The organism is Aridibaculum aurantiacum, assembly GCF_017355875.1.
In the GTDB taxonomy this organism is placed as follows: Bacteria; Bacteroidota; Bacteroidia; order Chitinophagales; family Chitinophagaceae; genus Segetibacter; species Segetibacter aurantiacus.
In genome coordinates this window covers 2,284,543-2,305,882 of the sequence record NZ_JAFEWC010000001.1, presented here as the reverse complement: position 1 = coordinate 2,305,882, position 21,340 = coordinate 2,284,543, and the positions used below count along the sequence as shown (strand labels likewise).

20 protein-coding genes and 1 tRNA gene are annotated in these 21,340 nt (G+C 40.7%); 18 read left to right on the top strand and 3 right to left on the bottom strand.

Annotation, left to right across the window (positions count from 1 at the left end):
• Positions 1 to 6: 6 nt before the first annotated feature.
• The 3 genes from J4N22_RS09670 to J4N22_RS09660 form a co-directional block, all read right to left on the bottom strand.
• Complete coding sequence (locus J4N22_RS09670) at positions 7 to 3,207, bottom strand: SusC/RagA family TonB-linked outer membrane protein (RefSeq protein WP_207493791.1); 3,201 nt, start codon at positions 3,205 to 3,207, stop codon at positions 7 to 9.
• Between the two features lie 378 nt (positions 3,208 to 3,585).
• Positions 3,586 to 4,041, bottom strand: coding sequence for a hypothetical protein (locus tag J4N22_RS09665; RefSeq protein ID WP_207493790.1), 456 nt, complete (start codon positions 4,039 to 4,041; stop codon positions 3,586 to 3,588).
• Positions 4,042 to 4,276: 235 nt separating this feature from the next.
• Positions 4,277 to 4,864, bottom strand: coding sequence for a WG repeat-containing protein (locus J4N22_RS09660; protein ID WP_207493789.1), 588 nt, complete (start codon positions 4,862 to 4,864; stop codon positions 4,277 to 4,279).
• Positions 4,865 to 5,400: 536 nt separating this feature from the next.
• On the opposite strand from J4N22_RS09660, the gene J4N22_RS09655 reads away from it, so the two are divergent.
• From J4N22_RS09655 to J4N22_RS09570, 18 genes are all read left to right on the top strand, one after another.
• Positions 5,401 to 5,488: transfer RNA gene (locus tag J4N22_RS09655), tRNA-Ser, on the top strand.
• Between the two features lie 256 nt (positions 5,489 to 5,744).
• Positions 5,745 to 6,980: a site-specific integrase gene (locus J4N22_RS09650; RefSeq protein ID WP_207493788.1), complete on the top strand. Its 1,236-nt coding sequence runs from the start codon at positions 5,745 to 5,747 to the stop codon at positions 6,978 to 6,980.
• A 172-nt stretch (positions 6,981 to 7,152) separates the two neighbouring features.
• Positions 7,153 to 7,422 (top strand): helix-turn-helix domain-containing protein, encoded by a 270-nt coding sequence (locus tag J4N22_RS09645; RefSeq protein ID WP_207493787.1) that lies wholly within the window; start codon positions 7,153 to 7,155, stop codon positions 7,420 to 7,422.
• A gap of 94 nt (positions 7,423 to 7,516) precedes the next feature.
• Entirely contained in the window at positions 7,517 to 8,965 is a 1,449-nt protein-coding gene (locus tag J4N22_RS09640; protein ID WP_207493786.1) for a hypothetical protein, read from the top strand.
• Positions 8,966 to 9,098: 133 nt separating this feature from the next.
• The gene (locus tag J4N22_RS09635; protein WP_207493785.1) at positions 9,099 to 12,800 is read left to right on the top strand and encodes a DUF7149 domain-containing protein; all 3,702 of its coding nucleotides are present in this window, start codon (positions 9,099 to 9,101) and stop codon (positions 12,798 to 12,800) included.
• Positions 12,793 to 13,614, top strand: a complete 822-nt coding sequence (locus tag J4N22_RS09630) for a HipA family kinase (protein WP_342450926.1) — start codon at positions 12,793 to 12,795, stop codon at positions 13,612 to 13,614. The genes J4N22_RS09635 and J4N22_RS09630 overlap by 8 nt, the downstream gene beginning before the upstream one ends.
• Positions 13,614 to 14,474, top strand: a complete 861-nt coding sequence (locus J4N22_RS09625; protein WP_207493783.1) for a DUF3037 domain-containing protein — start codon at positions 13,614 to 13,616, stop codon at positions 14,472 to 14,474. Before J4N22_RS09630 ends, J4N22_RS09625 begins: the two co-directional genes overlap by 1 nt.
• Before the next feature lie 114 nt (positions 14,475 to 14,588).
• A complete protein-coding gene (locus tag J4N22_RS09620; RefSeq protein ID WP_207493782.1) occupies positions 14,589 to 15,218 on the top strand; it encodes a Crp/Fnr family transcriptional regulator in 630 nt (209 codons plus the stop codon).
• A gap of 58 nt (positions 15,219 to 15,276) precedes the next feature.
• Positions 15,277 to 16,080, top strand: a complete 804-nt coding sequence (locus J4N22_RS09615) for a sulfite exporter TauE/SafE family protein (protein WP_242692114.1) — start codon at positions 15,277 to 15,279, stop codon at positions 16,078 to 16,080.
• Between the two features lie 7 nt (positions 16,081 to 16,087).
• Complete coding sequence (locus tag J4N22_RS09610; protein ID WP_207493781.1) at positions 16,088 to 16,780, top strand: DUF2490 domain-containing protein; 693 nt, start codon at positions 16,088 to 16,090, stop codon at positions 16,778 to 16,780.
• A gap of 95 nt (positions 16,781 to 16,875) precedes the next feature.
• Entirely contained in the window at positions 16,876 to 17,145 is a 270-nt protein-coding gene (locus J4N22_RS09605; protein ID WP_207493780.1) for a rhodanese-like domain-containing protein, read from the top strand.
• A gap of 3 nt (positions 17,146 to 17,148) precedes the next feature.
• Positions 17,149 to 17,457, top strand: coding sequence for a rhodanese-like domain-containing protein (locus J4N22_RS09600; RefSeq protein ID WP_207493779.1), 309 nt, complete (start codon positions 17,149 to 17,151; stop codon positions 17,455 to 17,457).
• A gap of 2 nt (positions 17,458 to 17,459) precedes the next feature.
• On the top strand, positions 17,460 to 17,699 hold the full coding sequence (locus J4N22_RS09595; protein WP_207493778.1) for a hypothetical protein: 240 nt from the start codon (positions 17,460 to 17,462) through the stop codon (positions 17,697 to 17,699).
• On the top strand, positions 17,674 to 17,904 hold the full coding sequence (locus J4N22_RS09590) for a hypothetical protein (protein WP_207493777.1): 231 nt from the start codon (positions 17,674 to 17,676) through the stop codon (positions 17,902 to 17,904). Before J4N22_RS09595 ends, J4N22_RS09590 begins: the two co-directional genes overlap by 26 nt.
• A gap of 286 nt (positions 17,905 to 18,190) precedes the next feature.
• On the top strand, positions 18,191 to 18,754 hold the full coding sequence (locus J4N22_RS09585; RefSeq protein WP_207493776.1) for a YeeE/YedE family protein: 564 nt from the start codon (positions 18,191 to 18,193) through the stop codon (positions 18,752 to 18,754).
• 12 nt (positions 18,755 to 18,766) lie between these two features.
• Positions 18,767 to 19,318 carry a DUF6691 family protein gene (locus J4N22_RS09580; protein ID WP_207493775.1) on the top strand — a complete coding sequence of 184 codons (552 nt, stop codon included), beginning with the start codon at positions 18,767 to 18,769 and terminating at the stop codon, positions 19,316 to 19,318.
• Positions 19,319 to 19,504: 186 nt separating this feature from the next.
• Positions 19,505 to 19,816 (top strand): ArsR/SmtB family transcription factor, encoded by a 312-nt coding sequence (locus J4N22_RS09575; RefSeq protein ID WP_207493774.1) that lies wholly within the window; start codon positions 19,505 to 19,507, stop codon positions 19,814 to 19,816.
• Between the two features lie 161 nt (positions 19,817 to 19,977).
• The gene (locus tag J4N22_RS09570; protein WP_207493773.1) at positions 19,978 to 21,327 is read left to right on the top strand and encodes an MBL fold metallo-hydrolase; all 1,350 of its coding nucleotides are present in this window, start codon (positions 19,978 to 19,980) and stop codon (positions 21,325 to 21,327) included.
• Positions 21,328 to 21,340: the final 13 nt, after the last annotated feature.

The following is a 21,340-nucleotide window of genomic DNA, read 5'->3' as shown; positions in this document are numbered from 1 at the left end:
TTAGTATTATAGTCCGATAACCAGGTTACACCCGATTGTACGTGTAGAAGGGAATTGTGCTGTTTCAAATCCGCGAACGATATCGCTACCGCTGAGGGTTCCAAATTCAGGATCGAACATTGGCCATGGAGACCAGATGAACAGGTCGCGACCATAGATACCAAAGGTGGCACGTTGCAATCCCAGCTTCTTTGTTAGTCGCGGGTTCAATGTATAATCCAGCCTTGCTTCCCTGAATTTTATAAAGTCGGTGCTGAACGTGCTTCCTTCTGCATTATCAATACCAAAGTGCGAACGGTAGTATTCATCTATATCGGTAGCTATTACAGTGTTAGGAACGTATTTACCATCCGTACCCATTACTACTCCATTACCAATAATGCCGTTATACCTGCCGGGTAATGTATTGGTTGTTTTTCCTTGCTCAGAAAGTTTGTAGTGCATGAGCGAGTGTGCCACAGCACCATATTGTGCATCGAATAACAGGTTGAGACGAAACTGCTTGTAGGTAAACTGGTTGGTGAATCCGATCTTTCCTTTAGGAATGGTATTACCCAGGTAAACTACATCTTGTGTAAGTTGTGCAAAGCCGGTAGTGCCATCATAGACTACTTGGCCGTCAGGAGCACGCAGGTAACCTCTTCCGTACAAGTCGCCCATGCTGCCACCAACCTGCGCTACCAGCTGACCTCCACCTACAGGACCTGTTTGCAATACCACTGAACTATCAGCCAATTCTTTTATCCTGTTCCTGTTTGCTGAGAATACAACGCTACTTGTCCACTTGAAGTTCTTGGTAGAAACAGGTGTGCCATTCAGTGCTACTTCTATACCCTTGTTGCCAACTTTACCAGCGTTGATCAATACTCGTGTATAACCAGATGCACGATCAAGTACGCGTTGTAAATGTTGATCAATGGTATTACCAACATACACCGCTACATCTACTCCTAAACGGCTCTTAAACATCTTCACATTTGCACCCGCTTCATAGGTGATCGTTCTTAGTGGAAGCAGGTTAGGATTGGTTAACAGTGAAGGATTTTGTAACCCACCAGGAAATGTTTCAACCCTGGAATAGTTATAAGAAGTGAGATAAGGAATAGTAGAACCACTACCTACACCAGAAGCAGATAAACGAAGCTTCGCAAAGTTGATGTCTTGTGGAAGCCTTACCGCATCAGATAAGATGAAACTCATACTTGCTGATGGAAAAAAGAAACCTGTATTCTCCGTACGCTCAGGCGTTGCCAGTACACTGTTCCAGTCTTTACGTGCAGTAAGATCCAGGTAAAGTAAATTCTTGTACGTGGTCGTCATTACGCCATACAAACTATTAATGGCCATCCTGCTGCTATAAGGCAATGTGATCACACTTCCCAACGAGTTAGCCATTGAATACAATCCAGGTATGGTAAGCGAGTCAGCGCGAAGTTCATCCCTGTTGTAACGGTTTCTTACCTGGCTACCACCTGCTGTAATGGTAACACCAAGATCCTTATTAATCTTCTTTGAATACCTTAATAAGAAGTCTGTGCTTACTTCCTGTGCGAAGATGTTCTGCGTACGGTAGCTTCCTTTCTGGTAGCGGGAACCTGCATCGTAAGGACGCTTCTGCGCTCTCTGCTCGTATGTCATATCCATAGAGCTACGTACCTGCAGGCTCAGGTCTTTATTGAAGTTGTAAGTTGCCTGTACATTACCAGTGATACCATTCCTGTTACTGCTATTGATGAACTCGTAAGCAATAGCATATGGGTTTTCAGGAAAGCTACTGAATGGATATCTTATTCTTCTTCCCTCCTGTCCCAGCTGCCAGTAGTTCTTTAGCCAATTTACATCTGCATTGGGCATCCAGAAGATATACCAGTACATGATAGATTGGTTACCATAACCTGCACCTGGTAAGTTATCACTCCACTTGTTGGTGTAGTTAACCTTAGCTGAAACCTGCAAAAGATCATTGATCTTCGAATTAACTGACAGGGCAACAGTGTTACGCTTATAGCCGGTGTTTGGTGTGATCCATGTATTGTTTACATTAGTCACCGATAAACGTGCAGTAGTTCTGTCTGTACCACCATCTACACTTACTGTATTGGTAAATGTTTTACCTGTTTCAAAATAATCACGTGTTGTATTCTTGTAAGGTACCCATGGTGTACCCTCTTTGCCTTGCGCCTGTGTTACAGGATCGTATTGATAGAACATTTGCCCGTTGAACCTTGGTCCATAAGCAGAGCTTGTACCGCTGGTGCTTGGGCCATCAGCACTGGCACCATAAGAGTAATGTGCCGCACCACCCAGTCCTTGTCCATACTCGTACTGCAGGTCGGGCCAGCGGTTTATTTGTTCTACAGAAAAATTAGAGTTCACTGTTACACCCCAGCCTTTTCTCTTAGCACTACCAGATTTAGTGGTTATGATGATGGCACCATTCGCTGCATCTTGTCCGTACAATGCCGCAGCGCCTGGACCTTTCAAAACAGTAACCGATTCTATATCATCAGCATTAATATCATTCAGGCTGCTACCATAATCAGCAGGCATGTTATCGCTACCAGTACCATACACAGACTCGCCTTGTATAGCGGTACGACGGGCACTACTACGTTTCATCACCACGCCATCCAATACTATCAATGCTTCATTATCACCGGTAAGATTATTCTCTCCACGCAGTATGATCTTATTAGAACCTGTAGGTCCACTGTTAGAACGAATAAGGTTCAATCCTGCTACCTTACCTGATAAGGCATCTGTCCAGTTGGCAGCAGGTGCAGATGTAAGTTGTTCATTGGTAATAACGGTAGTTGCATTACCTAAACCTCTTTCTTCACGCGTTATTCCCAAGGCAGTTACTACTACCTCTTGCAGTGCAGCACCTGATCTTTTAAGAGTTACACGCAGGTTGCTGTTTGCTGTAGGATTTACCTGGTGAAACTGGTAGCCAACATAGGAGAATGAGATCTTGCCAGATGGAGATGCTTGAACCGTAAACTTTCCATTATCATCTGTAAGGCCTAAAATTCTTTTTCCTTGCGTGATGGAAACATCCCTTAATGGTGTTTTTAAAGAGTCGGTAACTCTACCAGAAATGGTAATGGTTGCTGCGCCTTGCTTTGCTTGCGCATTCAATTGGTGAAACAAGAGCAATAGCATTACTGCCATGATTGCCTGTCGGGCAAATGGTAAAATTTTTTGCATAGTAAGTACTGTTTTTAAGCTATTCCAGTGATGATTGGAGAAGGATAAGTAGTGAGCAAATGGTTTTGGTTCGTGCAGCAAAATTGCCCAAGGTGTATTAAGGAAAAGTTAATGGGCAATGAAGGAATTGTAAACGTTTGTTAAGCGGGTATAGAGAGAAGTTAGACGAAAGAAGGAATTAGTAGTTGGTGATGTGTGAGCGTATAGACTATATAAAAAAGGTAATGGTATGGATGTCGCCTTATCTGTAAGTAGAAGAACGAAGATGAGTGAAGTGTATAACAACGCTGGTATAAATAAATGCATAGCAGCATTACTACTTACTGCTTTACAGCAAGTGCAGATATGTAGCACTCGATTATTTAGAAAAGAGAATTTTTACTTCTTTAACTCTGGTGTAGAATTATCGACGGGGATATCAACCATGTTGTTGAAACGAAATTTAGTGATCTCGGTGATAGTACCACAACACTTCGTTGTCCTTGTATTGTACGATATATGTAAAGTATCAATGTCGCCATTACTTAGTCGCATATAAGCAACATCTGTTGGTGGAAAGAAGTGAACATACAAAACACTGTCATACCCTGTACCTGCATACCTTATAGGCTGGTAGTCCAAAAAAGTGGTATCAGTACCTTTTAGCGAATAGAACCTGATTTGATCTTTATCGTAAACCCGGTTGGAGCCGAACACCAGGTCATTTCCAGTACTTGCACTGGTTATCCTGAACTGCCCGAAAAAATTATCAGAAATGCAGTCAAGATTTTTACAAGGGTCGCAGGAGGAAAAGAAGGTGGCAAGGATAACGCTAATAGTGAGCAGCAGTCGCATCAAAAGGTTTTTTTCAAGACACCTTAAGTTGTTTGAGTGCTGCTTCGATTAGCTGATGAACGGTGCAATAAATGATCACTTACAAGGAATTGAATTGCTGCTATTTCAATTTTTATATCGGCTGATTTAAAAAAAATAAATAAGACCGGCTATAATTTAATGTTACAGCCGGGCTTCTATTTTCTAATACGTTGTTTGAATTTGTTAGTTACAATAAGAACACTATGATGATTTACTAGAAAATTTCCTCCAACCTTTCCTGGCCGGAAACATCTATTGTATACCAGCGGCAGTTGCGCATCACACGTGCAACTCCATCTTTAAAATTATCAGCATAATTGTAGATGAAGTCTATAACTATTTTACCTTCCTCGTCTATAAATCCCCATTTGGCTTCTTCATTGGTTACGGGTGCAAGACCATTTACAAACTTGCCTATGTAATTGAAATAGGTGTCTACTACTACATCCCCGTTTGTGTTCACTACTCCATATTTATCTCCTATCATTACTTTAGCCAGACCTCCTTCAAAAGCAAATACTTTGTCATATTTTGGTTTTACTACCACCCTTCCATTCTTGTTCACAAAACCCCATTTGTCCCGTAGTCTTACAGCAGCCAGGTTTTCGCTAAAAGGCTGAGCATCCTGGAAACGCATTCTTATCACTACGTCGCCTTCCTGGTTTATGAAGCCAGCTTTGTTGTTTTTTTCTACCCTCGCCAGTCCCTCGTTATATCCTTGTACATGGTCATAAAGGTTTGGGGTTTGGCCATAGGAAGTGGTTACGGCTAGTACCGCTGCCACCAATAAATACTTTTTCATATTGCGAATTTTTTATCGTTAGAATTCTGGTGCAAGCTATGTACACATATGCTGCTGTAAAATGACAATCGACACTGCCGCCACTGATTATTGGCAGTTTTAATATTTGAATAATATTCAACAAAAGCTACAGTGGCTGGCTATTTATTGCGAATTCATCATTAAAGCATCCACTTGTTTTGATAGAACACCGCAATAATGACATTTTATAAATGAAGCATACAATGCCTGACACACGAAAGGATCCGCTTGTTTCAATGCTGACAGAACAACAATCTGAAACAGAATACTAACTGCAAGGCCGATCATTTTTGTTATGAAGCAAGTGATAGGTTGACTGCAATCATAAGAAGTCGTAAGTGATGACTTGGTGTGTGATATGGTCGTATAAACATCATCTAAACTCAAACTGATTCAAGTGTTCCTGTATGGCTATTCCTGATACTTCTCCAGGGCGTGCATGGCGCGTTAGGATTAAGAAATAAAATATCTGAAAGATTTTTTGGTAGATATATCTCAGAATGTACTTTTGCGCCGGAGAGATGGCAGAGCGGTCGATTGCGGCGGTCTTGAAAACCGTTGACTGTTAAAGGTCCGGGGGTTCGAATCCCTCTCTCTCCGCCAGATAGTATATCAAATGGTACTAAATCCCGTCAAACTCAATGTTTACGGGGTTTTTTGTTTTTAGCCCCTCACCAAATCATTCAATTTTTCGCATAAAAAATGGTCTAAATCGAGACCTCGTGTTATTCACTTTTTCAGGTCTCGGTAACTAACTTAATCCACTGTTTTTCAATTAATTGTGGATAATTGCACCTTGCTTTTTTGCCCTTTTTTTCTTAAATTTAAAGAACAAAATCACCAGCAAATGAGCACTCCAATGCACCTCTCATTTCAGCTTAAAAAGTCTAAAGCTGATGAAACTGGCAAAGCTCCCATCTACGCCAGAATTACAATCAATGAAATTCGCACAGAGTTTTCCATCAAACGCAGCGTTGACCCTGAAAAGTGGGTATCAAATGCAGGTGTTGTAAAAGGCACTACCGAAGAAAGCAAAAGCATCAATGCTTACTTGGCTGCTGTTCGTTTGAAACTCAATGAGCACTACCGGCTGCTGATGGAAGCCAACAAACCAATCACCGCCGAAACGGTGAAAAATGCTTACCTCGGCATTACCGAAAAAGGCAAAACCATCATTGAAGTTTTCCAGTACCACAACAACCAGGTAAAAGAACTGCTGAACAAAGATTTCTCTTTCGGCACTTACGAACGGTATTGCACCGCACTAAGCCACACACAGGAGTTCATTCAGTGGAAGTACAATGTTTCGGACCTGGAGATTAAGCAAATCAATTACGAGTTCATTACAGAATTTGAATACTACCTAAAGACTGTCCGGAAGTGCAGCCATAATACCGCCATTAAGTACATTACCAACTTCAAGAAGATTATCCGCATCTGCATTGGTAATGGTTGGTTAGAAAGAGACCCGTTCACCAATTACAAAATCACGTTGCGTGAAGTAGAAAGAGAGTGCCTGTCAGAAGCTGAACTGGATGCAGTTGCAGCAAAGCAGTTTCCGACCCAGCGGCTGGAACAGGTGAGAGATATTTTCCTTTTTTGCTGTTTCACTGGCTTGGCTTATTCCGATGTAAAGAAGCTATCAAAAGACCACATCATCATGGGTATTGATGGCGAGAAGTGGATTAAGATAAACCGAACCAAAACAGACACCCGTTCCAGCATTCCTTTGTTACCTATTCCGGCTGGCATTATTGAGAAGTATGCAAACAATCCAAAGTGCCAGGCAGATAACAGGCTGTTACCTGTACTGACAAATCAGAAGATGAACGGTTACCTGAAGGAGATTGCCGACCTATGCGGCATCACTAAAAACATCACATCACATTTAGCCCGCCACACATTTGCCACCACCGTTACACTAACCAATGGGGTGCCATTAGAAAGTGTCAGCAAGATGCTTGGTCACAAGTCTGTTCGTACCACGCAGCACTATGCAAAAATTGTAGATAGAAAGGTTAGTGATGATATGCAATTATTGAAGGCAAAGTTTGCGAGCAAATCGGAAGGTAAAACACTCAAAAAAGTGTCTTGATATTATAATAGTTTACAATGCTAAAAAACGTTAGCAAAAAGCGGTTTCTGGCAAGTTTTACGTTGAAAACTATGCACATATTGTGCATAAAATCCGTAATTATTTAGCAGCATAAATCGGTAAATTTGGGTAGTATAAATTAATTAAATTAAAGCACGAAAATTTGAATTAAATGAACTTAGAAATTCTGACCCGGGAAGACATGAAAAACTTTAAAACGGAACTGCTGGAAGAGATAAGAAGAATAATCCAACCGGCATCCGACCAGAAAGAGTGGCTAAAGAGTTCTGATGTGATGAAGCTCCTCAATTGCTCTCCAGGCACATTGCAAAACCTGCGCATCAATGGTACACTGCCATTTACAAAAATGGGCGGCACTATCTATTATTCCTACAATGATGTTATGCAGGTGCTGAACGGCAATAAACGCAACGCTGCCTAATTCGCCTGTGCTTAATTATCGAAACCATAACCATTTTCCAAAACCAGCTATATGAAAAGACGAGCAATTATGAATAATCATCATCACCAGATTTATGAAGCAGTACATTCCAGAGAACTTGGATATAGACGAGTTGCTGATAGAAAACCCGCCATCCAATATTCCTAAATTTGACAGAGACAAGTTAGTCCACATCCTTCACCTGGTATCCTATATACCAGCCATCAACAAAGACCTTGAAATTGTTGACGGTTTTGTCCCCATCTATTCCCGCATTCTTAAAAAGCGGGTGCCTGATTATCCCGGCTACTTTAAATACCTTCTACAAAACGGCATTCTGCAAACTGACGGCAGTTATATTCCAGCCGGAGTTAATGAAAAACATATTGGTGGTAAATCGAAAGGGTATCGGTTTACAACAAAATACAGAACCGGTTTACAGGCGGTGACTATAACAAACAGGACGCTGATAAAACATCAGAGAGCCGACAGCAAATACACGAAGGAAATGAAGAAAAGTGTTGCACACCTGCTGCGGTGGCTGGATGACGGGCTGCAAATTGATTATGAGCAGGCAATGAAGTTCATCACCGCCGACCGTGACCGTAAGTTGGCAAATCCGGAGCTCCAGGATATTGATTTAAAAACCGGCAAAGCCAAAGACCCGGTTACACAGTATATGGCTGCCCAGTTGAGCATAAACAATATTGCCGACGGCGAGCTGCCAGCTAAACTGGATAATAATGTTTACCGTTTACATACACCGCTAACCAATATGCGTTCGGAGCTTAGGCACTTTCTTAATTATAATGGTTTGCCGCTTTGCTCTATTGATGTCAAAAATTGCCAGCCATATCTAAGTACTGTTTTACTATTAACAGGCTTTTGGTTATGTAACAACAGTGAAACAATCAATATCAAATCCATTAAGAACACATCAATCATCAAGAACCTACAACCACAGGATTATATTTCTTACATTATGTGTCTAAAATCAGATGTAATCCAAGCTGGTATTGACTTTGAGCGATATACAGATATTGCAACACAAGGCATGTTTTATGAAGAACTTGAGAAGATGATGAGCAGTGAGTTGGGTATTGACTATGCAACCCGTAAAGCTGTAAAGACTGCAATGTTTATGGTGCTCTATAGTGACAACAGATTTATAGCAAAACCAGAAGCTGCACCCAAGAAATTCTTTAAAGATATATTCCCGGCTGTCTATCACCTTTTCTCTTTAATTAAGAAGGGAGATAAGACTAAGCTGCCCAGGCTATTGCAGCAGATAGAAAGCCACCTGATGCTGAAGGTTATTACCCGCCGTATTGCAGCAGAGCGTCCCGACGTGCCTCTGTTTACTATTCACGATAGTATAGCTACTACAGTAGGCAATGAGAAGTATGTACAGAAGGTAATGGCAGAAGAACTATATAAAGCCATAGGTCATAAGCCAAAGTTTTCAGTAGAGTATTGGAAGCCGGAGAATGTACGCTTCAATGATAAGAAGCTGTTTGTAGGAGAAGAACTGCTGGCTGCGTAATTAAGCCCCTTCCAAGCCCCACACAAGCCCTTACGTGGATTGCATAACCAGCTACCATGAAATATGCCCATTTTTCCCAATACGCCTTCTAAATCGTATTTTGCCGCAATACAACCCACAGGACAGCCAGATAATGAAACTCAAACAACTGACCGTAAAACAATCCCTGAATAAAGCCTACAGGCTCATTAAGCCTGAACGGGCAGATATTGAGAAGTTCAAAGCGAACTTCAAGACCCTTTTAGGGCATATCAACCCTGCCGAGAGTGAAGAGAATATGAAGGGGCATGTGATGGATTTCCTGAAAAACACCTGGTACAGCCCCAGCTACCATATAGCCACTAAAGGTCGTACTGACTTTGTTATTCATACGGGCAAAGATGCTACGCATCCTGCCGGTGTATTGTTCGAGACCAAAAAGCCTTCCAATCATGAAATGGTGACCACCACTGACCTGAACCGCAAGGCAATGCATGAAATCATTCTGTACTACCTGCGTGAACGTATTGAGCACCACAACAACGATATAAAGTACCTGGTCATTACCAACATTTACGAGTGGTTTGTTTTTGATGCCCCGGAGTTTGAGCGGTTGTTTTTCAAGAACAGCAGTTTGGTGAAGGAATATAAGGCATGGATGGCAAAGCAAAAGGTGAGCACCAATAACGACCTATTCTACAATGAGATTGCAAAGCCATTCCTTGCCGGTTTAGCCGACGAGATAGAATATACTTACTTCGACATAAGGGAGTACGAGAAGCCGCTAAAAGACAGCGATAAGAACAACGACAACAAGCTCATTCCTTTATTCAAAGTGTTGTCACCCACACACCTGCTAAAGCTGTCATTTGCCAACGACAGCAACACCTTAGACAAAGGTTTTTACAACGAGCTTTTGTACATCATTGGTCTGGAAGAAGTAAAGGAAGGAAACAAGAAGCTCATTCGCCGCAGGCAGGAAGGCAAACGCCTTGATGGCTCATTGCTGGAAAACACCATTGTACAACTGGAAACAGAAAACTGCCTGCACAAGGTATCAGACCGGCAGTCGTATGGAGAGACCACAGAAGACCAGCTTTTCAGTGTAGCCCTCGAGTTGTGTATTACATGGGTGAACCGTGTGCTGTTCCTGAAGTTATTGGAAGCGCAGTTACTCAAATACCACAAAGGCAACGAAAATTACCGTTTCCTGAACTACAAGACCTTACCACAGTACGATGAATTGTACAAACTCTTCTTCCAGGTACTGGCACGTAAGCAACAGGAACGTATAGAACGTGTAAGAGCCAAATACAAGCACATTCCTTACCTGAATAGTTCTTTGTTTGATATAACGCCACTGGAAGACCAGACCATCCGCATTAACATGCTGGATGATGCAGCAGAAATGCCATTACTGGCTAACACAGTGCTGAAGGATGATAAAAACAAGCCGGTAACACAAAAGCTCAACACACTACAATACCTGTTTGATTTCCTGAATGCCTACGACTTTGCCAGCGAAGGCAGCGAAGAGATACAGGAAGAGCGGAAGACACTTATCAATGCATCGGTGCTGGGGCTCATCTTTGAAAAGATAAACGGCTACAAAGACGGCTCCATCTTTACACCTGGCTTCATCACCATGTATATGTGCCGGCAGGCTATCAGGCAGGCAGTGGTAAATAAGTTTAAGGAAAAGTACAACTGGAAGGCAGACAGCTTTGAAGACCTGCACAACTATATTTCAGACGACCGTTCCGCCAAAGCCATCAAAGAATACAATGCACTGATTAATTCGCTCACCATTTGCGACCCGGCAGTTGGTTCCGGTCACTTTTTGGTTTCTGCATTGAATGAACTCATAGCCATTAAAAGTGAGTTAGGCATTTTGGCTGATGCGGCTGGCAAACGATTAACCGACCACATTGCAACGGTAGAAAATGATGAACTGCTTGTAACAGATAAGGAGCGCAACTTCTTTACGTACTATGTGCAGGATGCAGGTGATAATATAACCATACCCAATGCTGAAATACAAAGGGTGCAGGAAACGCTTTTTCACGAAAAGCAAAGCCTGATAGAAAACAGCTTATTTGGTGTGGACATCAACCCAAAATCCGTACAGATATGCCGTTTACGCTTATGGATAGAACTGCTGAAGAATGCCTACTACATTGCCGATGGCAGCAACAGCAATGGTGAGTTGCAAACCCTGCCAAACATTGATATAAACATTAAGACAGGTAATTCTTTAGTTAGCAGGTTTGGGCTGGATGAAGACCTGAAAGCCGCCACACCTTACTTTGAAAAGAAGATACTGGAATACAAAAAGTGGGTATCTGATTATAAGCATGAAGCTGACAAGGATAAGAAGCGTGGCATACAGCAGTTGATGACCGATTTGAAGAAAGGATTTCTTTCTAAAATCACCGACCAGAACCCGGTAAAGAAAAAGCTGAATAAAATAACCAATGAGTTTCTGAACAAGTATGTTAACAACAAGTTGTTTGAGCAAAACCTAACCGCAGCACAAAAGAAAGACAAGCAAAGACTGGAAGCTGATATAGAAAAGCTGAATAAGGATTTGGAAGCCTATGTGAAAAGCCCCATTTACAACAATGCATTTGAATGGCGGTTTGAATTTCCTGAAGTGCTGAATGATGAAGGTGATTTCATTGGATTTGATGTGATTATTGGCAATCCACCTTATGGAACAAGTTTAAACACCTTTGAAAAAAAGTACATTACTGAACACTATAAGTCATACCAATACAAGTTTGACGCTTACTTATACTTTGTTGAACTTTCAATCAACATTTGTAAGGAGAATGGCGTTATTGAATTGATAACACCAATACTATGGCTAACACTTGAAAATTGTGTCAAAATCAGAAAAATAGTAGCAAATGATTATGACTTAGCAAGAGTTATGATACACGGCGAAAATGTATTTGACGAAGCTGTTGTAAATACATGTTCATTCCAGGTAAGAAAAAGGAAGAAACATCATCTTATTCAAATTATTAACGGTCAAATGGATTTCGTCGTTAGTAAAGATGAGTGGATACCAGCTAAGACGTATGTCATTGAATATCGCTCAAGTACAGCTACCAATAACCTAATAAAAAAGATTAAGAAAGTTTCTGAACCCTTGTCAAAGTTTGGCGATGTTATTCAAGGAATTACTCCATACGACAGCTATCGTGGGCAAAGTCAAGAAATAATAAAATCAAGAGCATATCATTTTGACTTTAAAAAAGATGAAAGCTGCGGAAAGTGGTTAGAAGGAAAAAACTTAAATCGGTACTCTGTTACATGGAATGACAAATGGTTAAGTTATGGTGATTGGTTAGCTGCTCCTAGGTTGCCTAAGTTCTTTGAAGGAAACAGAATTTTATTTCGGGAAGTCCCAGGGAAGAACAGGGCTATCCAAGCAAGCATTGTTGATGAAGTTTATTACTATGGTCATAGTATATCGCCATTCAAACCCCATTTTGATGATATGCAGCAATTAAGAATACTGCTTGGTATTGTAAATTCCAAACTTATTTCGTGGTATGCTGTCAACTCTTTCTCAAATTTTGGTAAAGAAATATTTCCGAAACTCAATCCAAATGATATTAAGGAAATGCCTATTGCAAAGAAATTTACAACCTGTTCAGAAATTGCGCAGCTGGTGGAAGAAATCTTGTTGTTAAAAAGTAGTAATCCAAAAGCAGATACTACGGATTTGGAAATACAAATTGACCAACTCGTTTATCAACTCTACAACCTTACCCCTGAAGAAATAGCCATCGTAGAAGGCGCAACAAAAAAGGAAGCACCAAAAGCAGTAACCGAAGCAATTGATTGAGCCACTTCCATATCGTAGAGTAATTTCAATACAAAGGAAATTAGACACTATAGGTAGTGAGCCTTTGCACCTGATTTGTGATGATTACGAGAGTTATTATGTGAAGAACGACCGGCAGAACAGCCCTGCCATTTCTATAATCAATGAAGTGCTTTGTCATTACTTTTTGCGATTATGGAACATCAATACCCCTGATATATGCCTGATAAACCTGGAAGAAGAAACGATAAGGCAGGACTACGGAGCACGGCACAAACCAGCTTTTTACAGCCGCCCTGCTTTTGGCTCAAAGGAACAAGAAGGAGCTTTTGACTTTACAGAGTTTCTACAGGTAAAAGGCAAGGTGGATTTTCGGAATTACTACAGACCTGAAATGTTTGCACACATTGGTCTATTTGATTTATGGGTAGAAAACGAAGACAGACCGCCAGACCTGAAGAACCTGATGCTGTATGAAGAAGATGAACGATACCATTTCCTTGCCATTGACCATGCAATGGCTTTTCGCACAGGCGCATACAATACTTTGGCTGATAGAACGTTTTGGGCTACAGAAGACCAGTATATGCTTCAGTCATTGTTTTTCAAGCAGTTACGACGCTTTTTGAAATTAGACAAGGAGTGGTGCAGAAAGGAACAGGAAAACTTCTACCTTTGCATTGAAAAATGTCAGCGCCACTTTAGCGACATTGTACAGCTAATACCCCCGGAATGGGGTTTTTTTGACGAAACAATAACGGTATTATACAACTACTTATTTGACGAAAAAAGGAACGAAACCGTCTATAATGAGTATGTAAGAATGTGGAAATAATGGAAACCTTTTATACCATAATCAAAATAGCACCAAACTCCATTGCAGGCGATAGCTTGTCAATAGGGTTGTTATTGCGTGATGGTAACCGTTTTTGGCTGCATTTTTCAAACGAGAAGAAATCAGTTGCTAAGCAGCTTTTAGGGAGTAAAAATGACATTGTTGACTTTACAGTAAAGCAAATTCAGCAAAAAGTTAACGAAGCAAATGAAGCCCTTAGAAGCGAACAAAACAGCTTGTTTGGCATTACACAATTGCTCACTTCAGATAGGTTCAACCATTTAAGCACCTATTCAAATGGCATTGTAAGATTTACAGAACCAGCCTTTTTAAATGATACAATAACAGAAGAGAAGTTTGTAAAGCTGTTTCAGTTGTTGATTGATAAAACATTCCAGAAAGAAAAGCCTGAAGTTGACACAAAGGAAACAAAGTTCAAGGCTACTGTTGAAAAGAAATTGATTAAGAGAGTTCAGAATAAAGTGCATACAAATCTGGAATTAACACCTGAAAAACTACCTGGTCTCTATTTCAATTTCAATATAGAATGTTTAGGAAAGAACGGTGCTTTTGTAGGTGCGAAAGTCATACCATTCAACAAAAAGAACGAGACGATTGATAAAGAACTAAGCCATTATTTAGGTCTTATTACTACACTTGGACTAATGTATCAAAACAGAAAAGGAAGTGATAAATTCTATATCATTGGTGACGAACCTTCAGACATTAATTCAAGAGAACATCGTACTTGGGAGAATATCAAAAACAATCCTGCCGTCACACTCCTTTATGCCGAGCAATCTGATGTAGTTGCTGAAGACATAGAAAGGACTAATGCAAGTCAATTTTTAGAAGTATAATTCTTCTATCTTCCCGCATGTATATTTCAAATATTTTGCTTCCAAAAAAGGAAGCAACACCGGCAGCGGTGAGTGCATAATGTAGTCAATATTCTAAAGCAAAAGGAACAACTCATGGACATCAACCACATAAAGAAACTCTTTCCCGGTCTGGAAGATGAACTGTACAACGAAATACAGCAACATACTTCTATCAAAGAAGTGAAGGCAGGTGATACCATGCTGCGTGTAGGGCAAACCATTCGTTCTACCATGCTCATATTGGACGGTATTGTTAAGCTATACCGTGAAGATGAAGAAGGCAAGGAGTTTTTCATTTACCACCTGAATGCAGGGCAGGCTTGCTCGCTGTCAATGGTATGTGCAGCCAAATACGAAAGCAGTGAAGTACTGGCAAAAGCATTAACTGATGCCACTGTATTAAGTATTCCGTTTGAATACATGGACAGGTGGATGAGCAAATACAAAAGCTGGTATCAGTTTGTTATTACCCAATACCGCAGTCGCTTTGAAGAACTGCTCAGAACCATTGATGCCATTGCCTTTACCAACATGGATGAAAGGCTGGAAAACTATCTTCAGAAGCAGTCAGAAACGTTAGGCTCCACACTCAAGATGACCCACCAGGACATTGCCAATGACCTGAACTCTTCCAGGGAAGTCGTCAGCCGCTTACTGAAAAAGATGGAAGCAAAAGGCTGGCTAATCATTCACCGCAACGCTATTGAGTGGATTAAAAAGTAATTGCTCCTGTGTGACTATTATCACTGTACTCCAGAACCTTTGAGTTCAATTTTGCTGCATGTTAATAGAAGTCATTGGTTACATAGCAGCGTTGCTGATAGGAATTTCATTAGGCTTGATAGGTGGTGGCGGTTCTGTACTCACCGTGCCGGTGTTGGTTTATTTGTTCGGCATTCAGCCTGTTTTAGCTACAGCCTATTCTCTGTTCATTGTAGGAAGTGCAAGTTTAGTAGGTGTATTGCCAAAGCACAGGCAAGGGCTGGTCAATATCAAAACAGCAATTGTTTTTGGTATACCATCCATTGTTGCCGTATTTCTTACCCGCAAATTCCTTGTTCCGGCTATACCCGATGTGCTGATAACCATCGATGGTTTTGAGCTTACAAAAAGCATTGCATTGATGGTACTGTTTGCAGTGCTGATGGTGTTTGCATCTATTTCCATGATTAGAAATAAGACCGTCAAACAAGCAGAAGAACCTGCCATCCAACAATTCAACTACCCGTTAATCTTGATTGAAGGCGCAGTTGTCGGCGTGCTTACAGGATTGGTAGGTGCAGGTGGTGGCTTCCTTATCATTCCTGCTTTGGTGTTGTTTAGTAAGCTACCCATGAAGCAGGCAGTGGGCACTTCATTGCTGATTATTGCCGCTAAGTCATTAATTGGATTTACAGGAGATGTAGCCAATTATACTATCAACTGGCAAATGCTTCTCATCATAACTGCCATTTCTATTGTCGGCATCTTCATTGGTGGATGGCTCAATAACAAGATTGCTTCAGATAAGTTGAAGAAAGGCTTTGGCTGGTTCATATTGCTCATGGGCATTTACATCATTATTCGTGAACTAAGTAATGGTTAATCAAACAATGAAGCCACTACTTTTCTTTATACTCCTATTGGTATCTCATGCTGTATTAGCACAAGCTGACAATGAACTTTGGACAAGATTGCAGGTAAATAAAACCATCAGTAAACATCTGCTCTTTGCCTTTGACTACCAGCACCGCCGCAGTAATGGTACAGGAGAAGGTAAGGCATTGTGTAGTGAACAATTGCTTAACAGTTATAGGTTGTGGCTACATTACAAACCTGATAGCAGCACCACTATCATTGTGTCACCTGTTGCATATTTTCAAAATCATAGTTTCTCAATAAATGCAGAAACAGCTACAAAGGTTGATGATGTAAGAAGTATGGCAGGCATTGCTAAGAATTGGAGAATAGGAAATGCTGCTACTACACATCGGGTGCTTTATGAAATTACAGTCACAGGGGCTAACGTATCAGCTCCATCTGTAAGGCATAGATACAGGTTGCAAAACAGTTTTGTACTGCCACTGGTAAAAAAGGGTACAGGTACTGTAACAAGCTACCAGGTCTCAAACGAAGTGCTCTTCCGAACATTAAACGGTTCATCCGGCTTTGACCAAAACCGGCTGTACAATGGCATTCGGCTAAAGAACAAACACCATGAACTGAATGCAGGCTACCAGCTAAGCATTCAAAAAGGTTTACAGGTACGAAATCAATTCTTAATCTATTTAACCATCAATATATAATGCTAACATTCATTAACAAACACCGGTATGTAACTTTTGTCACCATACTGCTCCTTGTTTCTTTTCAATTTTGCTCCATCAATAAAAAAGTAGTTATGAAAGACACATATAAAAACGCAACGATAGTTGACGTAAGAACACCTGAAGAATATGCTGCCGGACATTATCCAAATGCAGTGAATATTCCTTTAGATGAAGTGGCAGCAAGGGTAGAAGAATTTAAGAAAATGCCGAAACCAGTTGTTGCATACTGCCGTAGTGGTAACAGAAGCGGGATGGCTGTTGCCATATTGAAACAACATGGCATTACAGAAGCTGTGAATGCCGGCGGTTTAGATGAAGTAGCCCAAACATTAAAAAAGTAGCAGATGTTAGATTTTATAAAGTCTCTGTTTAAGAGCAAGACAGACATGGCACAACTGGTAAAGAATGGTGCTGTAATAGTAGATGTAAGAACCCCGTCAGAATATAAGGCTGGTCATATATCCGGTTCTAAAAACATTCCGCTTGACAGCATCCGGCAGGAAATCAAACGGCTGCAAAGCCTGAATGCACCTATCATTACAGTTTGCCGCAGCGGCAACAGGAGCGGCATGGCAAAATCAATATTAGCTGCCGCTAACATTGAAGTGTATAATGGTGGTGCATGGAGTAACCTAAAAAAACAAATTAAATAGTTATGAAAGCAATATGGCAACAGTGGAACTTTATGCGGATACTAAGAATGGTCTTAGCTATTGGCATTATAGTGCAAGGCATTTACACAAAAGATACCCTCACGATAGTATTAGGGTTGGCTTTAGGTGGTCTTGCACTGGCAAATGTTGGTTGTTGTGGTACTGCCGGTTGCGCAGTTGACATACGTTCATCCAATACAAAAACAACAATTGAATATGAAGAACTGGATATTAAAAAATAAGCTGTACTGGATAGGTGCCATCGTTGGTGCCGTAGCAGGGTATCTGTATTGGAAATATGTGGGTTGTCTTACCGGTACTTGTTCCATTACATCCAGCCCGGTTAACAGCACCATCTATTTTGCATTGATGGGCGCTTTGCTTTTTGGATTATTTAAAAAAGAACAAAAACAAGACAAAGCAATACAGCCTGATGAAACAATCTAAATACACCATATCACCCGTTTGGGCACATCGATTAGTACGATGGGTATTTGGTGCAATTTTCATAACAGTAGCCATATTGTATGAAGATGCATAGATTGCCTATGCCTTTGGCGGGCTTTTCATAATTACTTCATTCTTCAAACCTGTTGGTTGTGTAGGTGGTAAATGTTCGTTAGATGATAAACGTTAGAACAAATTCAATTTAAATGGATTTGCATCGTGTGACTAATGTCACTGAAGGTGTAGGTACAATACACGAGTTTTGCATCAAAATCAGCAATAAAATATGTTAGAGTTTTTACAGCAGCCCTGGTCGTGGTATGTAGCAGGCGCTATCATTGGCTTAATAGTACCAGCATTATTAATTTTAGGAAACAAGCACTTTGGTATTTCAGCCAATCTGCGTCATGCCTGTGCAGCGTGTTTTCCTGCTAACATCAAGTTCTTCCAGTACGACTGGAAGAAAGAAGTATGGAACCTGTTTTTTGTAGCCGGTATTCTTATTGGTGGCTTTCTGGCTGCACAATACCTATCTAACCCCGCAGGTTTAGAAGTAGCCCCAGCTTTGGTAGAAGAAGTGAAAGGTTATGGTATCAATGATACTACTTCGCTATTGCCATCAGAGTTGTTCAGTTGGGAAAGCCTGTTCACGCTAAGGGGTTTTATCATGCTAATTGGCGGTGGCTTTTTAGTAGGCTTTGGAGCACGGTATGCAGGTGGTTGCACCAGCGGTCATGCCATAATGGGTTTAAGTGACTTACAGGTTCCTTCACTCATAGCAACAATAAGTTTTATGGTAGGTGGCTTCATTATGGCGAACCTGCTGCTTCCTTTCATTCTAAATCTGTAATAAAGAAGTTTTATGTCATTCAATAATAAAGTACAACAACCCCCAAGTACCATCACCGGTAGCGATACTGTAAAAGATTTTTCAGTTACTGATTATGAAGTGCGTTCATTGGATACAATGTGCATCAACGATACCGTACTGAAACATCCGTGGTGGTACAATTTTAAATACCTGGCAGTCGGTCTTGTATTTGGGGTCGTGTTTGTAAAAGCAGAAGTGATTTCGTGGTTCAGGATACAGGAGATGTTCAGGTTGCAGAGCTTTCACATGTATGGTGTTATCGGCACTGCTGTAGTGGTAGGTATGATTTCAGTTTGGCTGATTAAGAAGTTTAAGATAAAAACAATACATGGTGAACCTATAAAGTTTCATCCTAAGAAATTCAACAAAGGGCAGATAATTGGTGGATTGATATTTGGTTTAGGCTGGGCAATGACAGGTGCTTGTCCAGGTCCTTTGTTTGCACAGATAGGTACAGGGTTTTTAGTAGTAAGCGTGGTGTTGTTAAGTGCAGTAGCAGGTACGTGGGTGTATGGTTATTTCAGAGAGAAGCTACCGCATTGATATGGTTGGTTATGTTGTAAGAGCTGCCTTCGGGCAGCTTTTTTTATAACCTTAATATTACTTCTATTCATCAATACGGGTTTATGTGTATAGCTAATTTTCATTTGCTACTTAACCTTAATGTGATAAAAGTCACTGACTACAAAAAGCGTTGTATTTACGTTTGTTGTCATAAATAAAAACTAAATGCAAACCACAGAAAAAAGAGAACTATCAATTAACAAACTACAAATCAAAAAAGGAGCCCTTGTAATAAGAGCAATCAATCACTCTTTAAGGCAAGAGATGCTTACTTTGATGCACCGGAATGGAAACATTAATGTGACGGAATTATATAGACTGCTCAAATTAGAACAATCAGTTGCATCGCAACATTTAGCCATACTTAGAAGAGCCGGATTGGTAACAACTGCAAGAGACGGTAAGACGATATTTTACAGTGTAAACTATAATAAATTGGATGAATTAAATCACATTTTAGATAGGCTTGTGAGTTAGCTTTTATCCGATGACGTGTCTAATGTAATCAAAATAAGTTCCAGTAGTGAGACGATTGTTTGTTATAAGAGCTGCCTTCGAGCAGCTTATTTGTTATGTGATAACAGTCACTGATAACATGAATGAGACAATCGAAATTTGCATTATTAAATCAAAGAACAATGAAAATAAAACAATGGGAAGATAAGAACCTTGCACAGTTCAGTTATGCAGTATTGAGCGATTGCGAAAAGAAGATAATACTGATTGACCCTTCACGCAACCCACAGCCTTACCTGGATTATGCAAAGGAGCACGATGCAACCATAGTTGGCATCATCGAAACACATCCACATGCTGATTTTGTGAGTAGTCATGCAGAGCTAAGGCAGCTTACAGGTGCCACTATTTATACGCATAGCCTTGTTGGCGCTTCCTATGAGCACCAGGATTTTGACGAAGGTGCTACCATTGAATTGGGTAAGATAAAACTCACATCTATACATGCACCCGGTCACTCACCTGATGGTATCAGCATCTTATTAGAGCATGATGGTAAGCAAAAGGCAGTATTCACCGGCGATACACTTTTCATTGGCGATTGCGGCAGACCTGATTTAAGAGAAGGTGCAGGTAACCTACAATCCAAAAGAGAAGACCTTGCAAAGCAGATGTATCATTCATTGAGAGAGAAACTGGCGACCTTGAAAGATGATGTTCTGGTATACCCGGCACATGGAGCAGGCACATTATGTGGTAAGAATTTAAGCAAAGAAAGCAGCAGCACCATTGGTCAGGAAAAGCAAACCAACTGGAGCTTACAGGAAGCTACAGAAGAAGAGTTTGTACAGAACCTGTTAGCCGACCAGCCTTTCATTCCTGCTTATTTCCCATTCAACGTAGAAGTAAACAGGAAAGGTGCAGCTCCTTTGCAGGAAAGCATTTCAAAAATAACAGTCAATGAAAACCCATCAGAAGAGTTACTCAACAATCTTGAAAGTTCATTGTGGATAGTAGATATAAGGAAAGAAGCAGATTTTAAAGAAGGGCATTTGCCACACTCAATAAACCTGATGATTGATGGTAAATTTGAAACGTGGCTCGGTAGCATCATCAACCCTGAAGAAAAGTTTTACCTGGCAGGCGAAAGCAAAGAGCAGTTGCAAAAGGCAATAGAAAGGGCAGCAGCTATAGGGTATGAAGCAGCTGTTGAAGGTGCATTTGTTATCAATGGTGGTCCTGTAAAAGAAGCAGAGATAGATGTGAACATGTTCAGGAATAACCTTGATGCCTACACAGTAGTTGACGTAAGGAACACATCTGAAGTGAAAGAGAAAAAGATATTCAGCAACAGCATATCCATACCGTTGGCAGAGATAAGAGAAAGAGTGAATGAAATACCAACAGATAAGCCGGTGGTGATACACTGTGCAGGTGGTTACAGAAGTGCAGCCGCAAGCTCATTGGTACATTCAAAGCTGGATGGTAAGATTAGTGTGTTTGACTTGAGTGAAGAAGTAAAGAAGTTTTAAAAATCAAGAAAAG